The 23485-nt window shown below is 65.1% G+C and carries 20 protein-coding genes; 12 read left to right on the forward strand and 8 right to left on the reverse strand.

Annotated elements, in window-relative coordinates:
- Window positions 1–45: 45 nt before the first annotated feature.
- From ACPEE1_RS11550 to ACPEE1_RS11560, 3 genes are read right to left on the reverse strand one after another with little or no spacing between them, the layout of a single operon-like run.
- A complete protein-coding gene (locus ACPEE1_RS11550; RefSeq protein WP_116923976.1) occupies window positions 46–3210 on the reverse strand; it encodes an efflux RND transporter permease subunit in 3165 nt (1054 codons plus the stop codon).
- A 3-nt stretch (window positions 3211–3213) separates the two neighbouring features.
- A complete protein-coding gene (locus ACPEE1_RS11555) occupies window positions 3214–4461 on the reverse strand; it encodes an efflux RND transporter periplasmic adaptor subunit (protein WP_260719630.1) in 1248 nt (415 codons plus the stop codon).
- Complete coding sequence (locus tag ACPEE1_RS11560; protein ID WP_232539355.1) at window positions 4458–5132, reverse strand: TetR/AcrR family transcriptional regulator; 675 nt, start codon at window positions 5130–5132, stop codon at window positions 4458–4460. The genes ACPEE1_RS11555 and ACPEE1_RS11560 overlap by 4 nt, the downstream gene beginning before the upstream one ends.
- Before the next feature lie 205 nt (window positions 5133–5337).
- Between ACPEE1_RS11560 and msrA the strand changes: the two genes are divergently transcribed.
- Both msrA and ACPEE1_RS11570 read left to right on the forward strand, forming a co-directional pair.
- Window positions 5338–5889, forward strand: a complete 552-nt coding sequence (msrA, locus tag ACPEE1_RS11565) for a peptide-methionine (S)-S-oxide reductase MsrA (RefSeq protein ID WP_116924453.1) — start codon at window positions 5338–5340, stop codon at window positions 5887–5889.
- 76 nt (window positions 5890–5965) lie between these two features.
- Window positions 5966–6463, forward strand: a complete 498-nt coding sequence (locus ACPEE1_RS11570) for a Fur family transcriptional regulator (RefSeq protein ID WP_133247954.1) — start codon at window positions 5966–5968, stop codon at window positions 6461–6463.
- 7 nt (window positions 6464–6470) lie between these two features.
- Here the strand turns inward: ACPEE1_RS11570 and ACPEE1_RS11575 are convergent, their stop codons facing one another.
- Window positions 6471–7421: a DMT family transporter gene (locus tag ACPEE1_RS11575; protein ID WP_182341632.1), complete on the reverse strand. Its 951-nt coding sequence runs from the start codon at window positions 7419–7421 to the stop codon at window positions 6471–6473.
- Window positions 7422–7719: 298 nt separating this feature from the next.
- On the opposite strand from ACPEE1_RS11575, the gene ACPEE1_RS11580 reads away from it, so the two are divergent.
- Together ACPEE1_RS11580 and ACPEE1_RS11585 are read left to right on the forward strand one after the other, a co-directional pair.
- Window positions 7720–9108 (forward strand): phosphomannomutase/phosphoglucomutase, encoded by a 1389-nt coding sequence (locus ACPEE1_RS11580; protein ID WP_021025833.1) that lies wholly within the window; start codon window positions 7720–7722, stop codon window positions 9106–9108.
- A 15-nt stretch (window positions 9109–9123) separates the two neighbouring features.
- Complete coding sequence (locus tag ACPEE1_RS11585; RefSeq protein WP_423932707.1) at window positions 9124–10473, forward strand: 3-deoxy-D-manno-octulosonic acid transferase; 1350 nt, start codon at window positions 9124–9126, stop codon at window positions 10471–10473.
- Between the two features lie 19 nt (window positions 10474–10492).
- On the opposite strand, the gene ACPEE1_RS11590 is transcribed toward ACPEE1_RS11585, so the two are convergent.
- Complete coding sequence (locus ACPEE1_RS11590; RefSeq protein WP_116923969.1) at window positions 10493–11761, reverse strand: purine-cytosine permease family protein; 1269 nt, start codon at window positions 11759–11761, stop codon at window positions 10493–10495.
- Window positions 11762–11863: 102 nt separating this feature from the next.
- On the opposite strand from ACPEE1_RS11590, the gene ACPEE1_RS11595 reads away from it, so the two are divergent.
- Window positions 11864–12796 carry a pseudouridine synthase gene (locus ACPEE1_RS11595; protein ID WP_243419196.1) on the forward strand — a complete coding sequence of 311 codons (933 nt, stop codon included), beginning with the start codon at window positions 11864–11866 and terminating at the stop codon, window positions 12794–12796.
- Window positions 12797–12851: 55 nt separating this feature from the next.
- Here ACPEE1_RS11595 and asd read toward each other — a convergent pair whose 3' ends face one another.
- Window positions 12852–13700 (reverse strand): archaetidylserine decarboxylase, encoded by an 849-nt coding sequence (gene asd, locus ACPEE1_RS11600; protein WP_116923967.1) that lies wholly within the window; start codon window positions 13698–13700, stop codon window positions 12852–12854.
- A 230-nt stretch (window positions 13701–13930) separates the two neighbouring features.
- Here asd and ACPEE1_RS11605 point away from each other — a divergent pair, with 230 nt between their 5' ends.
- Window positions 13931–15130 (forward strand): HPP family protein, encoded by a 1200-nt coding sequence (locus ACPEE1_RS11605; protein WP_423932712.1) that lies wholly within the window; start codon window positions 13931–13933, stop codon window positions 15128–15130.
- A 111-nt stretch (window positions 15131–15241) separates the two neighbouring features.
- Here ACPEE1_RS11605 and lptG read toward each other — a convergent pair whose 3' ends face one another.
- Both lptG and lptF read right to left on the reverse strand, forming a co-directional pair.
- Window positions 15242–16336 (reverse strand): LPS export ABC transporter permease LptG, encoded by a 1095-nt coding sequence (lptG, locus tag ACPEE1_RS11610; protein ID WP_116924452.1) that lies wholly within the window; start codon window positions 16334–16336, stop codon window positions 15242–15244.
- On the reverse strand, window positions 16333–17433 hold the full coding sequence (gene lptF / locus ACPEE1_RS11615; RefSeq protein ID WP_116923965.1) for an LPS export ABC transporter permease LptF: 1101 nt from the start codon (window positions 17431–17433) through the stop codon (window positions 16333–16335). Before lptF ends, lptG begins: the two co-directional genes overlap by 4 nt.
- 23 nt (window positions 17434–17456) lie before the next feature.
- Between lptF and ACPEE1_RS11620 the strand changes: the two genes are divergently transcribed.
- From ACPEE1_RS11620 to ACPEE1_RS11645, 6 genes are all read left to right on the forward strand, one after another.
- A complete protein-coding gene (locus tag ACPEE1_RS11620; protein ID WP_182341619.1) occupies window positions 17457–19031 on the forward strand; it encodes a leucyl aminopeptidase in 1575 nt (524 codons plus the stop codon).
- A 14-nt stretch (window positions 19032–19045) separates the two neighbouring features.
- Complete coding sequence (locus ACPEE1_RS11625; protein ID WP_423932717.1) at window positions 19046–19498, forward strand: DNA polymerase III subunit chi; 453 nt, start codon at window positions 19046–19048, stop codon at window positions 19496–19498.
- 3 nt (window positions 19499–19501) lie between these two features.
- Entirely contained in the window at window positions 19502–20221 is a 720-nt protein-coding gene (locus ACPEE1_RS11630) for a hypothetical protein (RefSeq protein WP_116923962.1), read from the forward strand.
- 172 nt (window positions 20222–20393) lie between these two features.
- Window positions 20394–21446, forward strand: a complete 1053-nt coding sequence (locus tag ACPEE1_RS11635; protein WP_116923961.1) for a methionine ABC transporter ATP-binding protein — start codon at window positions 20394–20396, stop codon at window positions 21444–21446.
- 20 nt (window positions 21447–21466) lie between these two features.
- Window positions 21467–22132, forward strand: a complete 666-nt coding sequence (locus ACPEE1_RS11640; RefSeq protein WP_021025822.1) for a methionine ABC transporter permease — start codon at window positions 21467–21469, stop codon at window positions 22130–22132.
- 148 nt (window positions 22133–22280) lie between these two features.
- Entirely contained in the window at window positions 22281–23411 is a 1131-nt protein-coding gene (locus tag ACPEE1_RS11645; RefSeq protein ID WP_116924451.1) for a DUF6817 domain-containing protein, read from the forward strand.
- The last annotated feature ends 74 nt before the right edge of the window (window positions 23412–23485 follow it).

Raw genomic sequence — 23485 nt, forward strand, 5'->3', positions numbered from 1 at the left:
GCTTGTTGGGGGTGGGGCAAGAAAAAACCCCTTATTTTAGGCCGCTTAGGGTTCCATAGCGGGACGCCGCCACTTTTGGGAGGCCCATTTCGCAAAATCATCGAGGTAGCAGTACACCACGGGCACCACCACCAGGGTCAACAGCGACGAGGTGATCACCCCGCCAATCACCGCCTGGCCCAGTGGCGCGCGCTGCTCGGCCCCTTCGCTCATCGCAAAGGCCAGCGGCACCATGCCAAACACCATGGCCAGGGTGGTCATCAAGATGGGGCGCAGCCGCACCTGGGCCGCCAGCAGCAGTGCCTGCTCACGCGGCAGGCCCGGCACCATCTGGCCGTCTTCGCCGGGTTGGGGCTGGCGGGCGCGTATCGCAAAGTCCACCAGCAAGATCGCATTCTTGGTGACCAGGCCCATCAGCAAGATGACGCCGATGATCGAGAACATCGACAAGGTGGTGCCAAACATCATCAAAGTGAGCACCACGCCAATCAAGGTCAGTGGCAGCGAGGTCATCAGCGCCAGCGGCTGCAAAAAGCTGCGGAACTGGCTGGCCAGGATCATGTAGATAAAGATCACCGCCAAGGCCAGTGCCGAGAGCGCGTAGCCAAACGACTCCTGCATGTTCTTGGTGCTTCCGGCAAACTCGTAGCGGTAGCCGGGCGGGAAGGTGGTCTGCGCCAGCACCGCGCGGATATCGGCTGCCACTTCGCCGGCGCTGCGCTGGTTGGCGTTGGCATTGAAGGCGACTTCGCGGTTCATCGCGCGGCGGTTGATGCGGTTGGGGCCGGTGGTCTCGGTCAAGGTGGCCAGCTGGCTCAGGCGCACCGTATGGGGCTGGCCATTGGCGCCGATCGCCGTCAGTGGCAGCTGGGCCAGCATCTGCGGGTTCTCGCGCGCCTCGGGCGCCAGGCGCACCCGCACGTCATAGGTCTGGTTGTCGCCCGCGCGCCAGTTGCCCACCGTGTCGCCTTCCACCAGGGTGCGCAATGCGGTGGCCACCTGGCCCATCGGCAGGCCCAGGTCGGACGCGGCATCGCGGTTGAACTGCAGCTGTACGATGGGCTCGCGCTCCAGCACGCTGCTGTCGAGGTCCACCAGGCCGGGGATGTGCTGCAGGCGCTCGCTCACCTGGCGCGCCAGGCGCTCGAGCTCTTGCAGATCCGGGCCTTGCAGTGAAAACTCCACCTGCTTTTGGCCGCCCACCGCTTCGAGCAGGCCCACGTGCGTCACCTGGATGCCGGCGATCTGGTTGAGCTCAGCGCGCAGGCTGGCCGATATCTGCTGCACATCCTGGCTGCGTTCGCTGCGGTCCACCAGGCGCACATACATGCTCGCGTAGTTCTTGCCATTGGCGTTACCGGTGTTGATCGTGGTCAGGGTGTAGCGCACGGCCGGGTTGCGGCGCACCACGTCCTCGACCTGGCGCGCGCGCGCCTCGGTCGCCTCTACCGACGCGCCCACTGGCACATTGAAGCGGATCTGGGTTTCGGAAAAATCGGCGCGCGGCACAAACTCGGTGCCCAGCAGTGGCAGCAGCAGCAGGCTGAGGATAAAGATCGCCAGCGCCACCAGCAGGCTGGTCAAGCGGTGGCGCAGCGCCCAGGCCAGCATGCGCTGGTAGCCGGCGCTCAGCTGCTCGGTGGCGGCCTCAAAGCCGGCCAGCGCCCGGTCGAGCGCCCGTGCAAGCCCGTTGCGCGCGGGCTTGCCGCCCTTGTGCACGCTGGGGTCATGCCAGACGCTGGAGAGCATCGGGTCCAAGGTGAAGCTGACAAACATCGACAGCAGCACGGCGACCACAATGGTCAGGCCAAACTCATGAAAGAACTTGCCGATGATGCCGCCCATAAAACCGATGGGCAGAAACACCGCGACGATCGACAAGGTGGTGGCCAGAACGGCCAGGCCAATCTCCTGCGTGCCTTCCAGCGCCGCGCGGTAGGCCGATTTGCCCATCTGCAGGTGGCGCACGATGTTCTCCCGCACGACGATGGCGTCATCGATCAGCAGGCCCACGCACAGCGACAAGGCCATCAGGGTCACCATATTGATCGTGAAACCAAAGGCATACATGAAAAAGAAGGTGCCGATGATGGAGATCGGCAAGGTCAGCCCGGTGATGACCGTCGAGCGCCAGGAGTGCAGGAACAGATACACGATCAGCACGGTGAGCACGGCGCCCTCGACCAGGGTCTGGCGCACATTGTCTACGGCAACCCGTATCGGGCGCGAGGCATCGGCAATCGGCTCCAGCCGCAGGCCCGGCGGCAGCTCGGGCGTGATCTCGGCCACCGCGCGGCGCAGGCCGTCGACCACCTCGATGGTGTTTTCCTCCTGCGATTTCTGGATCGACAGCAGCAGGGTGCGCGTGCCGTTGTACAAGGCCAGGTTCTTCAGCTCCTGCGCGCCATCCTGCACGCGCGCTACCTGGTGCAGGTAGATGGGCGCGCCATTGCGGCGGGCCACGATGATCTGGTTGAAGTCCTCGGGCCGCTTCATGCGGGAGTCAATCTGCACCAGCCGGTCCTGCTCGCGCGAGCGCACCGAGCCCAGCGGCAGATCCTGGTTTTCGCGGCGCACGGCATCGGCCACTTCGCTCGCCGAGATGGACAGCGCCTCCATCTGCTGCGGATTCAGGTAGACATTGATCTCGCGCGGTGTGCCGCCCACGAGGCTCACGGCCCCCACGCCGCGCACATTCTCGAGGCGCTTCTTGAGCACCTGGTCCGCCCAGGAGGTCATCGCAATCGCGCTCGGTGGCGTGCCCCGGCTCGGATCGGGCAGCAGGGCCAGCGACCAGACGGCGGCGTCCGCCGGGTCAAAGCGGATCACGCGCGGGTCTTTGACCTCGTCGCGCAGCAAGGGGCGCACGGCAGCGATCTTCTCGCGCACATCCTCAGCCGCGCGGCGCCCGTCCACATAGATCTGGAACTCCATGATGATGACGGCCGTGCCCTCGTAGCTGCGCGAGGTAAGGGCGCTGATGCCGGCGACCGCATTGACCGCTTCCTCGATCTTTTTGGTGACTTCGCTCTCGACAATCTCCGGCGCAGCGCCGGGGTAATCGACCGTGATGACGACCACCGGAAAATCGATATTGGGAAACTGGTCGACCTTGAGGCGCTGCAGCGAGAACAGGCCCAGCACCACCAGCGCGGCCATCATCATCGTGGCCAGCACCGGGTTGTTCAGGCTGAGGCGGGTGAACCACATGGATCAGGACGCGGGCAATGCGGATGGGGGCGGTGCTGCAGACTTAGGCGCATGCTTTGGGGCGGCATCTGGCGCAGGGGCCAGCCGCACCGGCGTCGCTGCGCGCAGCTGGCCCACCTGGCCACCCAGAATGCGTTGGCCGGCCTGCAGGCCCTGGGTCACCGCGACCCAGGTCTTGCCATCGCGCTGGCTGCGCGCGCCCAGCACCACGGGCTGGTGCTGTACCCGCAGCGTATCGCTGCGTTCGCCCGATCCGCCGTTTGGGCTCAGCAACTGCACATAAGGCTCTGGCTTGTCGGTGCGCACGGCAGCCAGCGGCACGGCAAGCGTCTGCAGCTCGCCGGTAGCCAACTGCCCCTGCAGGTACAGCCCTTGGCGCAGCGCCGGTGCGGCAGCGCCTGCGGGCGCCGCTGGCGGCGCAATGCGCAAATACACCGTTACGCTGCGGCTGCTGGCATCGGCTTGGGGGTTGATGCGCACCACCTGTGCGCTGACGGTCTGGCCGCTGCCATCGACCTGCAACTGCGCCGTCTGGCCCAGGCGCAGCTGCAGCGAATCGGCCGCCGGCATCTGGGCCTGCAGCTCCAGCTCACGCAGGTCGACAATCTCCAGCACATTGGCGTCCGGCCCGACCTTTTCACCGTTGCTGACCCATTTGCGGGCCACCTGGCCCTGGATGGGGCTGCGCAGCACCGTGTCACTGAGGTTTTTGCGCAGCACATCGGCGGCCGAGCGGGCCGCCAGGTAGTTGGCCTGCGCAGCCTGTAACTGCGACTGCGAAGATTCAAGGGCCGTCGCCGAGATAAAGCCCTGGTTGGCCAACGCGCGGTTGTTGTCGTACTGGCGCTGCTGGATATCTTGCTGCGCGCGGGCGGCGTCGGCCTGCTGCTGGGCCTGGGCCAGGCGGGCCTGGCTCTCGGTGCTGTCCACCCGGGCGACGACCTGGCCCGCTTGCACCGGGTCCCCCTCGCGCAGTTGCAGCTGCTGGAGCTCGCCGGCAATGCGGGCCTTGATGATGGCGGTATGCACCGCCTGCACCGTGCCGCTGATGGGCAGGCTCAGCACCAGGGTCTGCGGCGCCACGGTGATCGCGTCGCTGGCGGCCAGCTGGTAGACCGCCTGCGCCTTGGCCTGCTCGGCCTGGGCGAGGGCTTGCTGGCGCTGCTGTTGGGTTTTCAAACCACGCCACAGCCCGCTGGCGAGCAGGGCGACGACCACGGCAGCGGCCAGCCAGGGCAGTGCGCGCTTCATGGGACAGCACCCTGAGGTGGGCGGCCCAGCCCATGCATCAGCGCATCGGCTTGCATCTGCAAAAAGCGTGGCACATCAAAATCCGGGTTGGGCAGGCAAAAGCCGCCGGTGCTTTTGACGCTGGCGCAAAAGATCAGCGGGGCCAGCACCAGGGTCACGCCATAGTCAAGGTCCAGCGGGGCGAGCTCACCGCGCTCCATGCCCCGGCGCAGCACGCGCTCGATCAGGCGGTTGCCAGGCAGCACCACTTCCTGGCGGTAGAAGGCCGCAATCTCGGGAAAGTTATGCGCCTCGGCCATCACCAGGTGCGGCAGGCCGCAGGCCTTGGTCGAGCCAATGCGCTGCCACCAGACCTCGTAGCAGTAGTGGACCAAGGTGGCCGTGTCATGCTGGTAGCTGTCGAGCTCCAGATCCCACTCGGCAAAGCGGCTGCTGAGCACATGGCGCACCACGGCCTGGAACAGCTCTTGTTTGCTCGGAAAATACAAAAACAGCGTGCCCTTGGAGACCCCGGCCTGCCGGGCCACTTCTTCGACCTTGGTGGCCGAATAGCCTTTGCTGACAAACAGGTCCAGCGCCGCATCCAGCAGCTCGCCGGGCCGGGCCTCTTTGCGGCGGCTGCGGCGGGGCGCAGGCGTGGCCAAAGCAGGTGGGGGAGGCGGGGAGGACACGGTGGGCAGCGCAATCAAAACAGTTAATGACCAATGGGTTAGTAATGTAGGCGGCTGCCCGCGACAAGTCAAGCAAAACGACCTGAAAGAAATAGAGCACCCATTCGCATCAGGCTGTCTTTTTCTCTGTTAAAAATGGTTCCGGCCCCCGCCTTTTCTCAGCGAGCCGGAGTCCATTTTTGCCCTTTTTGTTGCCGGAGTCATGATGTCCAGTGAAACCCAGTCCCCCGTGGAAAAAATCTATCTCGCCGGTGGTTGCTTTTGGTGCACCGAGGCCGTGTTCGGGCGGGTGCGTGGCGTCGTCAAGGTCGTCAGCGGCTATGCCAATGGCCAGATCGCCAATCCCACGTACGAGCAGGTCTGCACGGGCACGACGGGCCATGCCGAATGCGTGGAGCTGACTTTCGAGCCGCAGGTGCTGCCGCTCGATAAGGTGCTGCACATCTTCTTTGCGACGCATGACCCCACCACCTTGAACCGCCAGGGCAACGATGTGGGCCCGCAGTACCGCAGCGGCATCTACACCACCACGCCCGAACAGCTGGCCCAGGCTCAGGCATTTGTCGACAAGCTCAATGCCTCGGGTCAGATGGGCGCGCCGGTGGTCACCGAGGTGGAGCCGCTGCAGCATTTCTGGAACGCCGAGGCCTACCACCAGGACTATTTCGACAACAACCCGCGCCAACCCTATTGCACCTACGTGGTGGCGCCCAAGGTCGACAAGCTGGAAACCCGCTTTGCAGACTGGTTGAAGTAGGGCCGCTTGCCTGCCGGGCCCGTACGATGGGCATAATGCAACACAATTGCATCAAAGCCATTGCTCCCAGCCACCGATGTCCGCCCGCACTCCATCCCCCGCCACTGCCGCTTTAAGCGTGCAGTCCCTGCCGCCCGGCATGCGTGCCACGCGCGCCACCAAGGCCTTGCTGGCTCTGGTCGGCAGCCAGCCGGGCATGCAGTGGTCCGTGGCCGAGGTGCAGGCCCGTCTGCAGAAGATGGGCGTCGATGTCAACCGGGTCACCAGCTACCGCCTGCTCGACCGCCTGGCCGCTGCCGGCAAGCTGGTCAAAAGTGTAGATGCCGAGCGCCTGACGCGCTATGCGCTGCGGGCTGAAGCACAGGAGCCGCTGCAGGTGCGCTATGAATGCACCGACTGCCATTCGGTGCAAAGCCTGGAGGAGCGTGCCGGTGACGCCGCCACGGCCCAGGTCAACCAGGCGATGGCGCAGTACCTGCAGGTGCTGCAGGAGCAGGGCCTGGCGCCGGAACAGACCGAGCTGCGTCTGCAGGGACTATGCGCCGACTGCAAGCACGACCCCAAAAAATCCTGATCTCCACTCAGGCCCGCTTGCGGCCAATCAGCCCCGTCGACAGCATGGTGCCGCCAATCACGACGGCACCGCACCCCAGCATCCAGGCGGTGATGGGTTCTGCCAAAAACCAGTTGCCATAGACCAGCGCAAACACTGGCGCCAAAAAGGTGACCGCAATCGCGCGGCTCGGCCCGGCCGTCTGGATAATGTGGAAATACAGGATATAGGCCACGCTGGTGCACAGCAGCGCCAAGGCCGCGACGGCCAACCACGAGCCCCAGGACGGCGTCTGGCTGGGCCACATCGCAATCGTCGGGATCAGCAGGCAGAGGCTGGCACCGACCATGCTGCCGGTGGCGGTTGCCAGCGGTGGCACGCCCACCAGGTAACGCTTGGCAAAACTGGCTGCCACGCCGTAGCTCAGTGACGCACACAGACAGGCGGCGATCGCGGCATAGGCGCTCCAGCTGGCCGCGCCAGCGGTGGCGGGCTTGTCATGCAGCGCGAGCAGGGCCACGCCGGTAAAGCCGATCAACAGGCCGGTGACGCGCAGGCCGGTGATGCGGTCGCCCAGCCAGAGCCAGGCCACCAAGGCGCCAAACAGCGGGGCGCAGGCATTGAGCACCGAGGCCATGCCGGTGGGCATATAAACCACGGCATAGGCGAACAGCGAGAAAGGAATGGCCGAATTGATGATGCCCGAGAACAGCACCGGCTTCCAGTGCTGGCGCAGCGCGGGCCATTCGCCGCGCAGCAGCATCAGCGGCAGCAAAAACAGCGCAGCCAGGATGACACGCAAGCCGGCCGTAGGCACGGCACCAAACTGCGAAGCGCCCAGGCGCATGAACAGAAAGGACGCGCCCCAGAGCACCGCCAGCAGCACAAAGGGGGGCAGCCAGCGGCTGGCGCTCGGCGCAGCTGCGGCAAGGGCGGGGCTAGGGACAGACGCAGCAGCAGAGGATGGGGTGGGGCGCATAGGATCTCGCAAGGGCAGACAGCATGCTAGCGGGCACCGTGCTTGCCATTGGTGACATTCTTGCGGTGTATTGATGCGCGCCGTGCAAGGAGCAGTAAAAGCGCAGTGGCGGCGCGGCAAACCCGCGTCTGGCTGGGTCCCATTGTGCGTTTGGCGCTGCGGCGCCCTGGTCACCATATGGACAACTGGCCGGCCATCGCCTCGAGCGTGCCTACAATAGCTGTCTCGCAGCAAAGGCGCGGCTTCTCATGGAGGCCGTTTTTCATGCCTGTTTTGCGCCAACAACAAGGTGAGTTCTGTGCCGATTTCTTCTGCAATCTTCAAAGCCTATGACATCCGCGGCGTTGTGCCGAGCACGCTCAACGAGAGCGTGGCACTGAAGCTGGGCCGGGCCTTTGGCCAGCAGGCGATTGCCGCTGGCGAGCTGGTGGTCGCCGTGGGGCGTGATGGCCGGCTGTCAGGCGATGCGCTCAGCCGCGCGCTGATGCAAGGCCTGGTGGAAGCCGGTATCGAGGTCATCGATGTGGGCCGCGTGACCACGCCCATGCTGTATTTTGCCGCCAGCACCTTGTGCCACAGCGGCATCCAGGTGACCGGCAGCCACAACCCCAAGGACTACAACGGCTTCAAGATGGTGCTGGCCGGCCGCGCGATCTATGGCGAAGAGATCCAGAAACTGCGCCAGATCATGGAGAAGGAATGCTGGCGCTTCCAGGGCGGCGGCAAGCTGCGCCAGGCCGATGTGACGGCCGCCTATGTCGAGCGCATCGTCTCGGACATCAAGCTGGCGCGGCCCATGAAGATCGTCGTGGACAGCGGCAACGGCATTGCTGGCGCCACCGCACCTGGCATCTTCCGCGCGCTGGGCTGCGAGGTGACTGAGCTCTTCTCCGAGGTCGATGGCAACTTCCCCAACCACCATCCCGACCCCAGCAAGCCCGAGAACCTGCGCGACCTGATCGAGGCACTGCAGACCGGTGATGCGGAACTGGGCCTGGCCTTTGATGGCGATGGCGACCGCCTGGGTATCGTGACCAAGGATGGGCAGAATATTTTCCCCGACCGCCAGATGATGCTGTTCGCCCAGGATGTGCTCTCGCGCGTGCCTGGTGGCGAGATCGTCTACGACGTCAAGTGCTCGCAGCGCCTGGCGCCGGCCATTGAGGCGGCCGGCGGCAAACCGGTGATGTACAAGACCGGGCATTCGCTCATCAAGGCCCGCATGCGCGAGACCAATGCGCCTTTGGGCGGCGAGATGAGCGGCCATATCTTCTTCAAGGAGCGCTGGTACGGCTTTGACGACGGCACCTACGCCGGCTGCCGCCTGCTGGAGATCCTGAGCAAGGCCCAAAACCCTTGCGCGCTGCTGCATGCGCTGCCCAGCAGCTACAGCACGCCCGAGCTCAATGTGGAATGCCAGGAGGGCGAGCCGCACAAGCTGAGCGCCCAGCTCCAGGAGATGGCGGCCGATGTGTTCAGCGCGCCGGCCCAGATCAACACCATTGATGGCCTGCGCGTGGACTGGCCCGATGGTTTTGGCCTGATCCGAGCGAGCAACACTACGCCCGTGCTGGTGCTGCGCTTTGAAGGCCATACCCAGGCAGCCCTGCACCGCATCCAGAACGAGATGAAGGCGCTGCTGCTCAAGGTCAAGCCCGATGCCGTCATCGGCAGTGCGTCGCACTGAAGGACGACGCAGTCCATGGGTCTGAGCCTGACGCTCTACGGCTGGGGCGCACGGCTTGCCCGCCCGCTGGTGCGGCGCAAGCTGGCGCGCCGCGCGGTGCAGGAGCCTGGCTACGCCCAGGGGGTGGAGCAGCGCTTTGGCAATTATGGCGACCTGCCGCGCTACCAGGCCGTGCCCGAGATGCCGCTGGTCTGGATCCATGCGGTTTCGCTGGGCGAGACAAGGGCTGCTGCCATCTTGCTGCGCGAGCTGCGGCTGCAGATACCGGCCTTGCGCCTGCTGCTGACCAATGGCACGGCCACCGGCCGTGAAGAAGGGCAAAAGCTGCTGCTGCCCGGCGATATCCAGGTCTGGCAGCCCTGGGATGACCGCGCCAGTGTCAGCGCCTTTTTGCGCCATTTCCGCCCCACCATCGGCATCCTGATGGAGACGGAGATGTGGCCGGGGCTGGCCTCTGGCTGCCAGCGCGAGCGCGTGCCGCTAGTGCTGGCCAATGCCCGGCTCAATGAGAAATCGCTGCGCGGCGCCCAGCGCCTGGCTTGGCTCGCGCGCCCGGCCTACCGCAGCCTGCGCTCGGTGATCGCCCAGACCGAGGCTGATGCCAGCCGCCTGCGCTCCGCAGGCGCCGAGGTGACTGCGGTGCTGGGCAATCTGAAATTCGATGTCGAGCCCGATGCCGCGCAACTGGCCCAGGGCCAGGCCTGGCACCAGGCGGCGGGCAAACCGGTGGTGATGCTGGCCAGCAGCCGCGAGGGCGAGGAGGCCCTGTGGCTGCAGGCGCTGGCGCAGCTGCGCAGCAGCGACCCGCAAGCCGCCGCAAGCGTGCAATGGCTGCTGGTGCCGCGCCACCCGCAGCGTTTTGACGAGATTGTGCAACTGCTGCAGGGTGCCGGTTTGCAGGTATCGCGCCGCAGCCAGTGGCAGAGCGGGCCGCAGCCCGCCGATGTCTGGCTGGGCGACAGCATGGGCGAGATGCAGCTGTACTACGGTCTGGCCGATGTGGCCTTGCTGGGCGGCAGCTTTGCACCGCTGGGCGGGCAGAACCTGATCGAGGCGGCCGCTTGCGGCTGCCCGGTCGTCATGGGGCCGCATACCTTTAACTTTGCGCAGGCGGCAGACAGCAGCGTGCAAGCCGATGCCGCCCTGCGCGTGGCAGGCATGGACGAGGGCCTGCAGCAGGCTGTGGCCATTGCCAGCGATACGAGCCGCCACAGCCGCATGCGCCGCGCGGCACTGCAGTTTGCCCAGGCACACCGGGGCGCAGCCAAGACCACGGCGCAGCTGGTGGCCGCGGTGCTGGAGTCGACCGAGGGCTTTGTCAATTCCAGCTTTGAGGCCTCGCTGTTCGACGAGGATTCCGTCTAAACCGTTTTCGGGCTGGCGTTCATGCCTTGGGGCGGGTGGCAAAGGCCAGCACAAAGGTCAGCGCCAGGGTCGGCAAGGCCGATCCCGCTTGCGGCGCCCAGGCGGCCAGGCTGTGGTAGAGCGCGATGCCGCCCAGCCACAGCGCCAGCGGCAGCAGCTGCACGCCGGCCTGCGGGTAAGAGAGCTGGTAGCCGCCCCATGACAGCCGGCCCAAAATCACGCCAAACAGCGGTACAAAGACAGAACTCAGGATCAGCAAGAACGGCTCGAGGCTGTGCATCGGCAGCACCATGGCGAGGCCGGTGCTGGCCACCGCCATCACAATGCCCCAGGTACGCACACGCCAGGCGGGCAGCAGGCTGTGGGCCGATACCGCGCCCGAGTAGGCATCGCCATAGGCGTTGTCCACTTCGTCGAGCAGCACCAGCGACAGCGCAACCAGACCGCCCTGGGCCAGCAGCAAGGCGGCCACCAGGTCGGTGCTGGGCAGCACCAAAGCCACCAGCACGCCCAGCGCATAGCACCAGATATTGGCAATGCCAAAACCGATCCAGGTGCCGGCCATCGCGCTGCGGCCATGGCGCCCGTAGCGGGCATAGTCGGCCACCAGCGGCAGCCAGGAAATGGGCATGGCCACCACCAGGTCGAGCGCGGGCATCACGCCCATGCCGCCAGCCCCTGGCCTGCTCCATAGCGCGGGCAGGCCTTGCTGCAGCGCCATGCCGACAAACTGCCAGCTCAGCCACAGCAGCGACAGCACCACCAGCGGCAGCGCGATGCGCGAGATCAGCTGGCGCACCAGCCGCACCATGGAGCCCGTCATCAATGCCACCAGCAGGCCGCCCCAGAGCAAGGTGGCCAGCCAGGGCCAGTACGCGGCCTGCATGCCGCCTGCCTGGCGGCCAATGGCCACCGTCGATTCGCGCATCACCACCAGCTCGAACGCACCCCAGCCCAGCAGCTGGACGATATTGAGCAGCACCGGCAGCTTGGCAAAGTGGCGGCCATAGACATGGTGGATCAGTCCGGCGCTGGACAGACCGGTGTCGCAGCCGATCTTGCCCACCCAGGCGAGCAGTCCCGCCCCCACCACCGAGCCGCCGACAATCGCCATCAGAGCCTCGGGCGTGGACAGCGCAGGCATCAGATAGGCCCCCACCTGCATCACCAGCAGGCCCACCCCTAAGCTGAACCACAGCGAGGCCAGATGCCAGCCATTGAAAACACGCTCCTCTTGAGCGACGGGATGGAGGGCGACGTTGGAGGCGGAAGAAGCGTTGGCGGTCATGGCCTGTTATTGTTTGAAGTGCTTGTAGTTAGGTTGCAGTGCAAGGCAGTCCGGACGCCTGCAAGTGCGGCTATTGTGCCCAGCCTTCATGCCCCTAAAGAGATGACTACAATCGCCAGCGAGATGACGATACAGACGGACCCTTCTACCTGGATGCGCGACGGCGTAAGCCCCAGCTGCGTGGTGCTGCCCTCGCGCGGAGAGGGGCTGCTGCTGGATTTTCTGGCCCAGCGCCTGCCGCTGGTCAGCGCTGCGCAGTGGCTCGAACGCCTGCAGGCGGGCGATGTGGTCGATGGCGCGCGCCAGAGTTTGGGCCCCACACAAGCCTTTGTGCCCGGCATGCGGGTGTACTACTGGCGCAAGGTCGAGCAGGAGCTGCCCATCCCTTTTGATGCCGAGGTGCTGTATGAGGACGAGCGCCTGCTGCTGGTGGACAAGCCCCATTTCCTGCCGGTGCTGCCGACGGGAAAATATGTGCAGAACTCCTTGCTGGTGCGGCTGAAGAACGCGACCGGCAATGCCCATCTGTCACCGCTGCACCGCATCGACCGCGATACCGCCGGCCTGCTGCTGCTGTCCAAGGATGCAGCCACGCGTGGCCAGTACCAGGCCCTGTTTCGTGACCGGGCGATGGACAAGAGCTATGAGGCAGTGGCGCCCTGGCGGACGGACCTGGTGTTTCCGCGTGAGCACCGCAGCCGCATGGAAGAGAGCCAGCGTTTTTTTCTGATGCATGAGGTGCCTGGCGAGCCCAACAGCCACAGCCATATGGCGCTGCTGGAGCAGCAGGGCGCCTGGGCGCGTTATGCCTTGAAGCCCGTCAGCGGCAAGCGCCACCAGCTGCGTGTGCACATGGCGGCGCTGGGGCTGCCGATCCGCAACGATGCCTTCTACCCGGAGGTCAATGACCCGCCCGAGGGTGACTTCTCGCGGCCCTTGCAGCTGCTGGCGCGTGAGCTGCGCTTTGTCGATCCGGTCACGGGGCAGGCGCATGTGTTTCGCAGCCGGCGCCAGTTGCTGCCCCTGGCTGACTAGAAGCAACAAAGCCGCCCAGCGGCGGCTTGTGGTGAGAGCAGGGTAGTTGGTGGCCTTAGCGGCTGAAAGACCCCATGGCCTCGCCCAGTTGCACTGGCTTGGCCGCGGCCCAGTCGGCGTTGAAGGCGCTTTTGCCTTCGGGCAGCAGCAGCACGATGGTCGAGCCCAGCAAAAAGCGGCCCATCTCATCGCCTTGTTCGAGCACAATCGGCTGGGTCTGGTAGTCCCAGCTGCGCACCTTGCGGGTGCGGGGGGGATTGACCTGGCCGTGCCAGGTGGTGGACATGCTGCCGACAATGGTCGCGCCCACCAGCACCATCACGACCGGGCCAATGCGCGATTCAAACACGCAGACCACGCGCTCGTTGCGGGCAAACAGCCCGGGCACGCCCCGCGCGGTCAGCGGGTTGACGGAGAACAGGTCCCCGGGCACATAGACCATCTTTTGCAGCTTGGCGCGCAGCGGCATGTGGATGCGGTGGTAGTCGCGCGGGCTGAGGTAGATGGTGGCGAACTGGCCGTTGTTGAACTGCGCGGCCAGCTGCGCATCGCCGCCGAGCAACGCGGTGGTGCTGTAGCTGTGGCCCTTGGCCTGGAAGATCTGGTCCTGCGCAATGGCGCCGCACTGGCTGATGGCGCCATCGACCGGGCAGACCAGGTCGGCCTGGGCCATCGGCCGCACGCCTGCGCGCAGCTCGCGGGTGAAGAAATCGTTGAAGCTCTTGTACTGCGCAATATCGGGCTGCGCCGCTTCATCCATGTTGACCTGGTACTTGCCGACAAACCAGCGGATGAAGCGGGTGGTTGCGCCGCCCAGCTCTGCCGACGCCAATGAGCCGGCCAGCGCGGTCATCCATTTCTTGGGCAGCAGGTATTGGGGCAAAACAGCAATTCGATCGCGCATGGTCAGGGCCGTCACAGTAAACCGCCGATTCTATCGACACTGTGTCGTACCGATGACAAATTGCGTTGTGAAATGCAGCTTTTGTCGGCCATATGCTGACATTTTGTCGCCAAATGCTGGGGTCGTGATGCCGATGCTGCCTGCAGGGGCGACAGCACCGGCTGTGCCTGTAGTCCAGCGTCTGATTATGATGACAGACCTCCAGCCTTGATCTCGCCTTCTGTCTCGCCATGTCTCCAGCACGCCCCCCATCGCAACCCGCAAATGCTGCGCCAGGCTCGGTCAGCCGCCGCGCGCGGCTGCAGCTGTGGTTGCGCAACTTTCTGCCATCAGCGGCGCATGTCAATGGGCTGGAGCTGGCGCGCATGGTCGTGGGCGCAATGGTGGTGCTGTGGCTCACAGGCATGGCCAGCCAGACCTGGGGTCAGCATGACCACAGCCCCTGGCTGTTTGCCGCGATGGGAGCGAGTGCCTTGCTGCTGATCGGCACGCCATCGAGCCCCATGGCGCAGCCCTGGCCGGTGATTGGCGGCTCGATGCTGTCGGCGCTGGCCGGTTGGGTGGCGGTGTTGGTGTTTCCCGATCCGCTGCTGGCAGCGGCTGTGGCGGTGGGCCTGGCCATCATGGTGATGGTGGTGCTGCGCTGCCTGCACCCGCCGGGCGCGGCGTTGGCGATGTGGATGGCGATTCAGGGCTGGCACGATGTATCGGTGCTGCTCAACCCGGTGGCGCTGAACCTGGTCGTTCTGGTGCTGCTGGCCACCGCCTACAACCGCATGACCGGCAAGCGCTACCCCGCACCCCAGCACAGCCAGAAGGCGCAGGCCGCACAACCCTCACGCGCCTCGAGCGCGCGCATCGAGGGCAGTGATCTGGACGAGGCGCTGGAGCGCTTCAATGGCGTGCTCGATGTCAGCCGCGCCGATCTGGAAGCGCTGCTGCAGGGCGCAAGCCAGGCCGCCTTCAAACGCACCTTGGGCAATATGCGCTGCGAAGATGTCATGTCCCACCCGGTGCATGCCACGCGGCCCGAGGGCAGCGTCCAGGACGCCTGGGCCCTCATGCAGCAGCATGGCGTCAAGGCCTTGCCGGTGGTCGATGCCGCGCAGCGGGTGGTGGGCATCATCACGGCCACCGATCTGCTCAACCACGCGCTGACGGCGACACCGACCGCGCTCAGCAGCAAACTCAAGCACTGGGTGCTGCGCAAGAAAGACAGCGGCCAGCGGGTGGGCGACTTGATGACCGCCGAGGTCTCCAAGGTGGGCAGCTACGACCGCATGGTCGACCTGATTGCGATCTTCTCGCGCGCCCAGCTGCACCATGTGCCGGTAGTCAACCGGCAGGGCAAGCTGGTGGGCATCATCTCCCAGACCGATCTGGTGCGGGAGATGGCAGCTGCGCTGTCGCTGCCGCACGAAGACGCCTGAGGCGAACGCTGGGTGATGGGCATGGCCCAAAACAAAGCCCTGCGACAGCAGGGCTTTGTGCTTCAGGATGCGTAGAGCCGTCCTGGGTGTGGAGCGGGGCGCGTGGCCCCGCTACCTTCGCAGCACCAGCCAGCCAAAGGCCCCCAGCGACAGCAGTGAGTAGATCAGCCCGGGGGCCGCCGCGGTCAGCATCGGGTGCCAGTTCTGCAGATTGCCGGCAAAGCCGAACACATTGTTGAGCAGGAAGAAGCTGATGCCCGCCATCACGCCGCCAAACACATAGCCGGTGATGCCGCCCGAGCGGAAATGCAGGTAGGCAAAGGGGAGCGCCAGCACGACCATCACCAGGCAGCTGATGGGGTAGAACACCTTGCGCCACAGCTCGATCTCGTAGCGCTGCGCGCTTTGGCCATTGGCCTGCAAATGGCTCACGTAGAGGAAGAGGTCGTAGGTGCTCATCTGGTCGGGCTTGAGCACGGCCGCGGCCACCATGCTGCTGGTCACCGCAGTCGGCCAGTCCATGGTGTCCAGGTTCTTGACCTCGACCCGTGCCTGGCGCTGGTCGCCCAGGTAATAGCGTTGCTCCTGGATATGGTGCAGGTGCCAGACGCCATTGCCAAACTTGCCGCCGGCGGCCGTGAGCTGCATCTGGATGCGGCCCTGGTCGTCGAAGTTGTAGACCCGCACGCGCTGCAGATCGCCTTCGGGCGAGATGGCGCGCACATTGATCGCGGCCATGCCGTCCTCGCGCTTCTCGCGCAGCCAGGCGCCGGTGCGGCCCGTGCTCAGCTGGCCAAAGCGCTGTGCGCGCACCAGCTGGCTGGCCTGCTCACCGGCAGGCGCCACATAGTCGCCAATCGCAAAAGTGAGCACCACAAAGGCCAGGCCAATGCTCAGCAGGCTGCCCAGCGCTTGCCAGGGGCCCAGGCCACTGGTGCGCAGAATGGTGAACTCGGAAGTCTGCGCCATGCGCGCCATCACAAAGATGGTGCCGATCAGCACGGTGATGGGCAGCAGCTCGTAGATGTGGTTGGGGATGTTGAGCGCCACGCTCAACAGCGCATCCTTGAGCTCATAGGTGCCGGTGCCGATCCAGCGGAACTCATCGACCAGGTCAAAGAAAAAGAACAGTGCCAGGAAGGCGAGGGTGACAAAGCCGACGGTCACGGCGATGTCCCGGTAGATCATTTTGCGAAAGGTCTTCATGCGCGGCTCCCCTTGCGGCGTACCCATTGCATCAGCGAGAACTGCTGGTTGCGGCTGAGCAGCAAGGTCCAGGCGAGCAGGGCCGTCAAGCCGTGGATCAGCACGAAGGAGAGCGGCAGCGAGGCTTTGCCCGAAGACACCCAGTTCTGGGCAAAGGTCATGAGGTTGTAATAGACGATGAAGGCAAACAGGGCGAACACCAGGCTGCTGCTGCGGCCCGCGCGCGGGTTGACGCTGGCCATGGCCAGGCCCAGCACGACAAAATTGATCGCGGCGATCGCCAGGCCCAGGCGGTAACCCAGCTCGCCCAGCAGGCGGGGCTGGTCACTGGCCATCAGCTCGCGCGTGGGGATGTTTTTCACGGCGCCCATGTCGTTGGGGTCAATCGTGGCGGCGCTGCCGATGCGAGTGCCGTATTCCTTGAAGTCGCTGACCTTCAGGCCCGGATTGTCCTTGGATTTCTCGATGCGCTGGCCGTCATTGAGCACGGCAACGCGGGCGTTTTCCTGCACTTCGAGGTGGGCGCTCTTGGCGCTGGTCACAGTGTCCTTCTTCTCTTCGTTGGTGACGATGAAGACATTGCTCGCCTCGAGGTCCGAGTTGCGGTCGCGGTCGATGAAGAACACGCGCGAGCCGTCGGACGACTCCTGGAATTCCCCAGGCGCGATGCGGTCGACATCTCCGCGCTGTTCATATTGCGCGCGAAGCTGCACAATCTGCTGGTTGGCCCAGGGCCATACCAGCAAGGCCAACACCGCAATGACGACCATGATGGGCCAGGAAAAGCGCATCAGCGGGCGCAGAAAGCTGACCAGACTTTGACCACTGCTGAACCACACGGCCATTTCACTGTCGCGGTACATGCGCGACAAAGTCGCCACCACCGCAATGAACAGGCAGAGGCTCAAAATGGTGGGCAACTGGCCCAGCACGGTGTAGCCCATCACCAGCAACACATCGGAAGGGTTGACGCTGCCACGCGAGGCCTGGCCCAGCACTTTGATGAGCATCATCGTCATCACCACAGTCACCAGCACCACCAAGGTGGCACCAAAGCTGCGGGATAGCTCTTTACGGATCGAGGAATCGAATAACATTGGCGAGAAGGAAAGCACCGATTATGAACTTTGAACTCAAAACTCTGGATTTGGCTTCGGCCGCATTGCAGTCTGGCGACCTGCTGATCGTGTTGGTGGCTGACAAGCAGCCCAAAACCAGTGATGCATTGTCCACCCTGATTGCGCACGCGCAGAAAAATGGTGATTTTGAGGCAAAAACCGGCAAGTTGCTGGCCATGTATGCGGTGCCCGCCATCGAAGCCCGGCATTTGTTGCTGCTGGGCATTGGCGATGGTTCCCCCCAGGCCGTGCGCCAGGCGCTGGCGGCTGCTTCCGCTCCACTGACGCGTGAGGGCATCGAGCGCGCAGCTGTTGTGAGCGCCCAGCCGCTTGACGCTGCTTCGCTGCACGCATTGCTGCAATGCCTGGCAGACAGCGCCTACCTCTACCGCACCACCAAGCCATCGGCCAAGGCCGTGGCGCTCAAGTCCGTGGTGCTGGGCGCGCCCAATGCTCCTGAGCTGGAGCAGGCGTTTGAGGTGGCCAAGGCCACCGCCCAGGGCGTGGCCTTTGCCCGCGAATGGGCCAACCGCCCTGCGAACTACGCCACGCCCAAGCTGCTGGCCGATGCGGCCGAATCGCTGGCCGAAGAGCACAAGCGCATCAAGTGCAAGATCCACAAGCCCGAGGACGTGGCCAAGCTGGGCATGGGCGCCTTCATCGCCGTGGCTCAGGGCTCCAAGGAGCCGCTGCGCTTTATCGAGCTGCATTACCACGGCGCCGACAAGGACCGCCAACCGGTGGTGCTGGTGGGCAAGGGCATCACCTTTGATACCGGTGGCATCTCCATCAAGCCTGCGGGCGATATGGACGAGATGAAGTACGACATGGGGGGCGCTGCCAGCGTGCTGGGCACCTTCCGTGCGCTGGCTGAGTTGAAGCCCGAGATCAATGTGGTGGGCCTGATCCCGGCCTGCGAAAACATGCCCGATGGCGGCGCGGTCAAGCCCGGTGATGTGGTCACCAGCATGAGCGGCCAGACCATCGAAATCCTGAACACCGACGCCGAAGGCCGTCTGGTGCTCTGCGATGCGCTGACCTATGCCGAGCGCTTCTCGCCCAGCGCCGTGGTCGATATCGCCACCTTGACCGGTGCATGCGTGATTGCGCTGGGCGCCCAGCGCAGCGGCCTGTTCTCGAACAACGATGCGCTGGCCCAGGCCTTGCAAGCCGCTGGCGAGCAGGCGCAAGATACCTGCTGGCGCATGCCGCTCGATGACGAATACGCCGAAGGCCTGAAGACCAACTTTGCCGATGTGGCCAATGTCGGCGGCCGGCCGGCCGGCGCCATCACGGCCGCCAAGTTCCTGCAGCGCTTTGTCGGCAGCATGGCCTGGGCGCACCTGGATATCGCCGGCACCGCCTGGCGCAGCGGCGCCAAGAAGGGCGCCACCGGCCGCCCGGTGGGCTTGCTGCTGCAGTACCTGCTTGGCAGCGCCCAAGGCGCAGCACCTGCCGAACAAGCCAAGACGGTCAAGCCCGCCAAGGCCAGCAAGGCGGACAAGCCTGCCGCAGCGGCCAAGCCGGGCAAGGCGGCGGTCAATGTGGACGGCGCTGACAAGGCGGACGCCCAATAAGCACAGCCTGCCTTATGACGACCTCCACGACGGTAGCCTTTCACTTCAACGCGCCCAGCAAGCTGGCCTATGCCTGCAAGCTGGCGCGCAAGCTCCAGCGCATGGATATTCCGCTGGTGGTGCTCGGCGAGCCGGCCATGGTGGCCCAACTCGACGAGGCGCTGTGGTCCTTTGGTGGTGCCAGCCAGTTTCTGGCCCACTGCCGGGGGGATGCCGCGCCGCAGGTGCTTGAGCGCTCGCCCACGGTGCTGCTGAGTGAGCTGGCCGATAACCTGCCGCATACCCGTGTGCTGCTGAACCTGGGCGCGGAGATGCCCGCTGACGTTACCCGCTTTGAGCGGGTGATCGAGGTGGTCAGTGCCGACGATGAGCAGGACCGGCAGCAGGCGAGGGTGCGCTGGCGCGCCTACGCCGCCATGGGCTATGCCATCGAGCGCCGCGATCTGGTGATGAAGTCGGAGGACTGAGCCATGACCGAGTCCAGAATCCCTCCCAAGTTTGTGCCCACCTTGACCGAGGAAGCCGCACAGGACGCCGCGGACGCGCTGCCCCAGGTGGTGCCCGGCGGGGCTGCCGCGGGCGCGCCCGACAGCACACCGGCTGGCGTGGATGTGCTGCGCAGGCGCCGCGATGCGGATGTGCCGGCCTCGGGCGCCTGGGCGCAGCCCGCTGCCGATATTGCCGACCTGCCCACCTACAGCGGCTGGGCGCAGCAGGCAGATGCAGCATTGCCATTGGGCAGCAGCGCGCAAGCTGTTGCCGCCCCCAATCCGCCTGCAGCGGACAGCAACAGCCTTCCGAGCTTGGTGCAGGGCGTAGGCCCAGCGGCCGCCTTGCCGCCCGCAGGCGCAGGGGCGGTGGTGGATGACAGCGATGGCCAGGGCAACCCCGGCCTGGTGCAAAGCGCGCTGGGCGGCGAGGGCATGGCCGTGTCGGATGCGACCAGCCACCTGGTCGAGTCCGCGGCCGAGACGGCGCAGGCGCTCGAAGACGCGATCACCCGCCGCGTCACCCGGCGCGTACAGGAGACCTTGGACACGCGCCTGTCGGCTGCCGTGCTGAAGGTGGTGGAGCAGCAGACGGCCTTGCTGCAATCGTCGCTGCAACTGGAGATTGACAGCACCATCCGTGAGGCAGTGGCCGATGCGGTGGCCCGCATTTTGCGCGAGACCCAGAATCCGCAGCGCTAGGGATTCTTGCGTTATCTGCTTTTTGATGACAAAAAAGACCTAGTGAAATAACCGGCGGTTGTAAAGAACTAAAATTTCGTTCTTTGCGGCTGTCTGTCGCATCGCTTACAGTACGGCTATTCACGGTTTTTCGAGCGCCCGCCTCAAGCTGCAGGGCGCTTTCTTTATTCCAATGATTGAACTACGGGGTATCACCCAAACCTACCCGGGCAAAAACGGCCCGGTCCATGCGCTGCGCGGTGTCGATCTGAGCATTGCCGCTGGTGAAGTGTTTGGCATCATCGGACGCAGTGGTGCGGGCAAGAGCTCCCTGGTGCGCAATATCAACCTGCTCAACCGCCCCACCACTGGCCAGGTGGTGGTCAATGGCAAGGAGCTGACGGCGATGGACGATGCGCAGCTGCGTGCTGCGCGCCGTGAGATCGGCATGGTGTTCCAGCACTTCAACCTGCTGTCCTCGCGCACGGTGTTTGACAATGCCGCGCTGCCGCTGGAGCTGGCAGGCATGAGCAAGGCTGCCATCAAAAAGCGCGTGGACCCGCTCCTGGACCTGGTGGGCCTGGCAGCGCTGAGTGACCGCTACCCCTCGCAGCTGTCGGGCGGCCAAAAGCAGCGCGTGGGCATTGCCCGCGCGTTGACCAGCGAGCCCAAGGTGCTGCTGAGCGACGAGGCGACCTCGGCGCTGGACCCGGAAACCACGCGCTCGGTGCTGGCCCTGCTCAAGCAGATCAACAAGGACATGGGTTTGACGGTGGTGCTGATCACGCACCAGATGCAGGTGGTCAAGCAGATCGCCGACCGCGTGGCGGTGATGGAGGCCGGCAAGGTCGTCGAGATGGGCTCGGTCATCGAGGTCTTCACCCGTCCCCAGCAACCCATCACCAAGAGCCTGATCGACGAGATCGTGCCCCAGGAGCTGCCCGCCAGCGTCATCGACCGCGTGCGCAGCCTCAATGGTGCGCTCTCCAGCGGCCAGGGCAAGCTGCTGCGCTTGTCCTATGCTGGCAACCTCGCCTACCAGCCCATCCTCTCGCGCCTGATCCGTGACTTTGGCCTGGATGTGAGCATCCTCAACGGCCAGGTCGATGAGATCCAGGACCAGACCTTCGGCTTCCTGGCGGTCTACGCCAGCGGTGATCTGGCCCAGCTCCATGCCGCTGTGGAAGCGCTGCGCGCCTCGGGCGTGATGGTGCAGGAAGTCAATACCGAGGCCTCGGCCGCTTAACACCCGCAAAGAGGTCATCGATGTTTGAGAATTTTTCTGAAATGATGCTGCAGCTGTTTGCCACGTCCTTGTGGGAGACGCTGATCATGGTGGGCATCTCCGGCGTGGCCGGTGCGCTGATCGGCATTCCGCTGGGTGTGTTTCTGCGCCTGACGGACCATGGCGGCATCTTGCAAAACGGCGCTGCCAACAAGATCGTCGGCTGGCTGGTGAATGCCGTGCGCTCGACACCCTTCATCATCTTGCTGGTCGCCATCATCCCGTTCACCCGCTTTATCACCGGCTCGTCCATCGGCACGGCCGCGGCCATTGTGCCGCTGACGCTGGCCGCTGCGCCTTTTATCGCCCGCCTGGTGGAGACCTCGCTGCGTGAAGTGGACCATGGCCTCGTCGAAGCGGCCCAGGCCATGGGTGCGACCTCCTGGCAAATCGTCTGGAAGGTGCTGCTGCCCGAGGCGCTGCCCGGCATCGTCGCGGGCCTGACCATCAGCTTTGTGTCGCTGACCGGCTACTCGGCCATGGCCGGCGCCATTGGCGGCGGCGGTCTGGGCGATCTGGGTATCCGCTATGGCTACCAGCGCTTTTTGCCGGACATCATGCTGGCGGTGGTGGTCATCCTGATCATCTTTGTGCAGCTGGTGCAAAGCCTGGGTGACTGGGCGGTGCGGCGCCTGAGCCACAAATAATCCGCTGGCGCAAACGCTTGCCCGTCCAAAGCCCATGTGCCCTGCCCATGGGCTTTTTGCTTGGGGCCAGCCGCGGCTGTCACCCAAGGGCATTGCGCGCTCTGGGCGCTGCCTACAATGGCGCATTGCCCACGCCTTGGAGACTGCCATGAATGCCGCCTTGCCCACCGCCACGGCCACTGCCACCGCACATGCCCTGCCACTTCAGGCGCTGGATCCCGCGCAATGGCTGCGGGCCAAGCCCTTGCTCGATGAGAACTGGATCCACGCCCACCCGGCACTGGCGCGGGCCTTGCCGGTGGTGCTGGCCCGCGATGTGGGTCAGGACTGGCACAAGGCCGGCACCTTTCGCCACCATTTGCTGGGGGTGACGCGGACCTTGCAGCTGTGGCAGCAACCGGAAGATGTCAAGCTGCTGGGCCTTTTGCACAGTGTCTACGGCAATGCCTTTGTCGACCTGGTCAAGTTCGATGCCAGCAGCGAGCGCAGCCAGCTCGCCGCGCTGGTGGGCGAGCCTGCCGAGCAGCTGGTCTACGAGTTCTGCATTCTCTCGCGCGCCCAGTTTGTGCAGAAGGTGCTCGCTGGGGCCATCGAGCCCGATGGCGCCGTGCTGCTGGACCACAAGGGCGCGCCGCGCCGGGTTGCGCCCTATACCGTAGCCGCCTTCATCATCGTCAGCATGGCCGACACCATCGAGCAGTGGTTCAGCTGGCAGGACGATATTTTCTCCAGCTTCCCGCAGGTGCCCCAGCGCCCGCAAAAGGCGCACTGGATGGCCTCGCTCTGGCCCGGCCCGATGCGCCCCAGCGGCCGCATGCTGTCGCAGATTGCCAGCCTGGGCCTGGCCTTGCAGCACCCGGCCTTGCAGGGCCTGCTGCCCACGCCGCCGGTGTTTGCCAACTGCACCCAGGGTCTGAGTCCATCGGCCGATGCGGCGGCCGCGTCGCTCTACTGGTCGGTGATCCAGCAGGACCAGCCGCTCACGGACCTGGATGTGGCCACCGGCGTGCTGGAGCAGGCCGTGCAGCTCAACCCCTGGGTGGGTGAGCCGCAGATGGTGCTGGCCCAGCTCTACCTGAGCGCCGGGCGCGAGGCCGATGCGCTGGCCGCTGCCGACAGCGCGCTGCAGTGTTTCAGCCAATGGGGCAATGCCTGGGATAAGCGCGTGCAATGGGATGCCTGGGTCGCCTGGACCCGCATCCTGCAGCAGCACGCCAGGAACGGCAACTGGCCCGAGCGCCTCGACAAGCTCAACAACGTCGCACTGCGGCCGGAGTAAAACGCGCCCCGACAGCGGCCGGCGGGTTGTAAGCAAATGGCAAAAAGTTCTTTGTTGCGTTGCAAAATCGGGCG

The organism is Comamonas sp. 23 (assembly GCF_049601575.1).
Lineage (GTDB): Bacteria > Pseudomonadota > Gammaproteobacteria > Burkholderiales > Burkholderiaceae_C > Comamonas > Comamonas squillarum.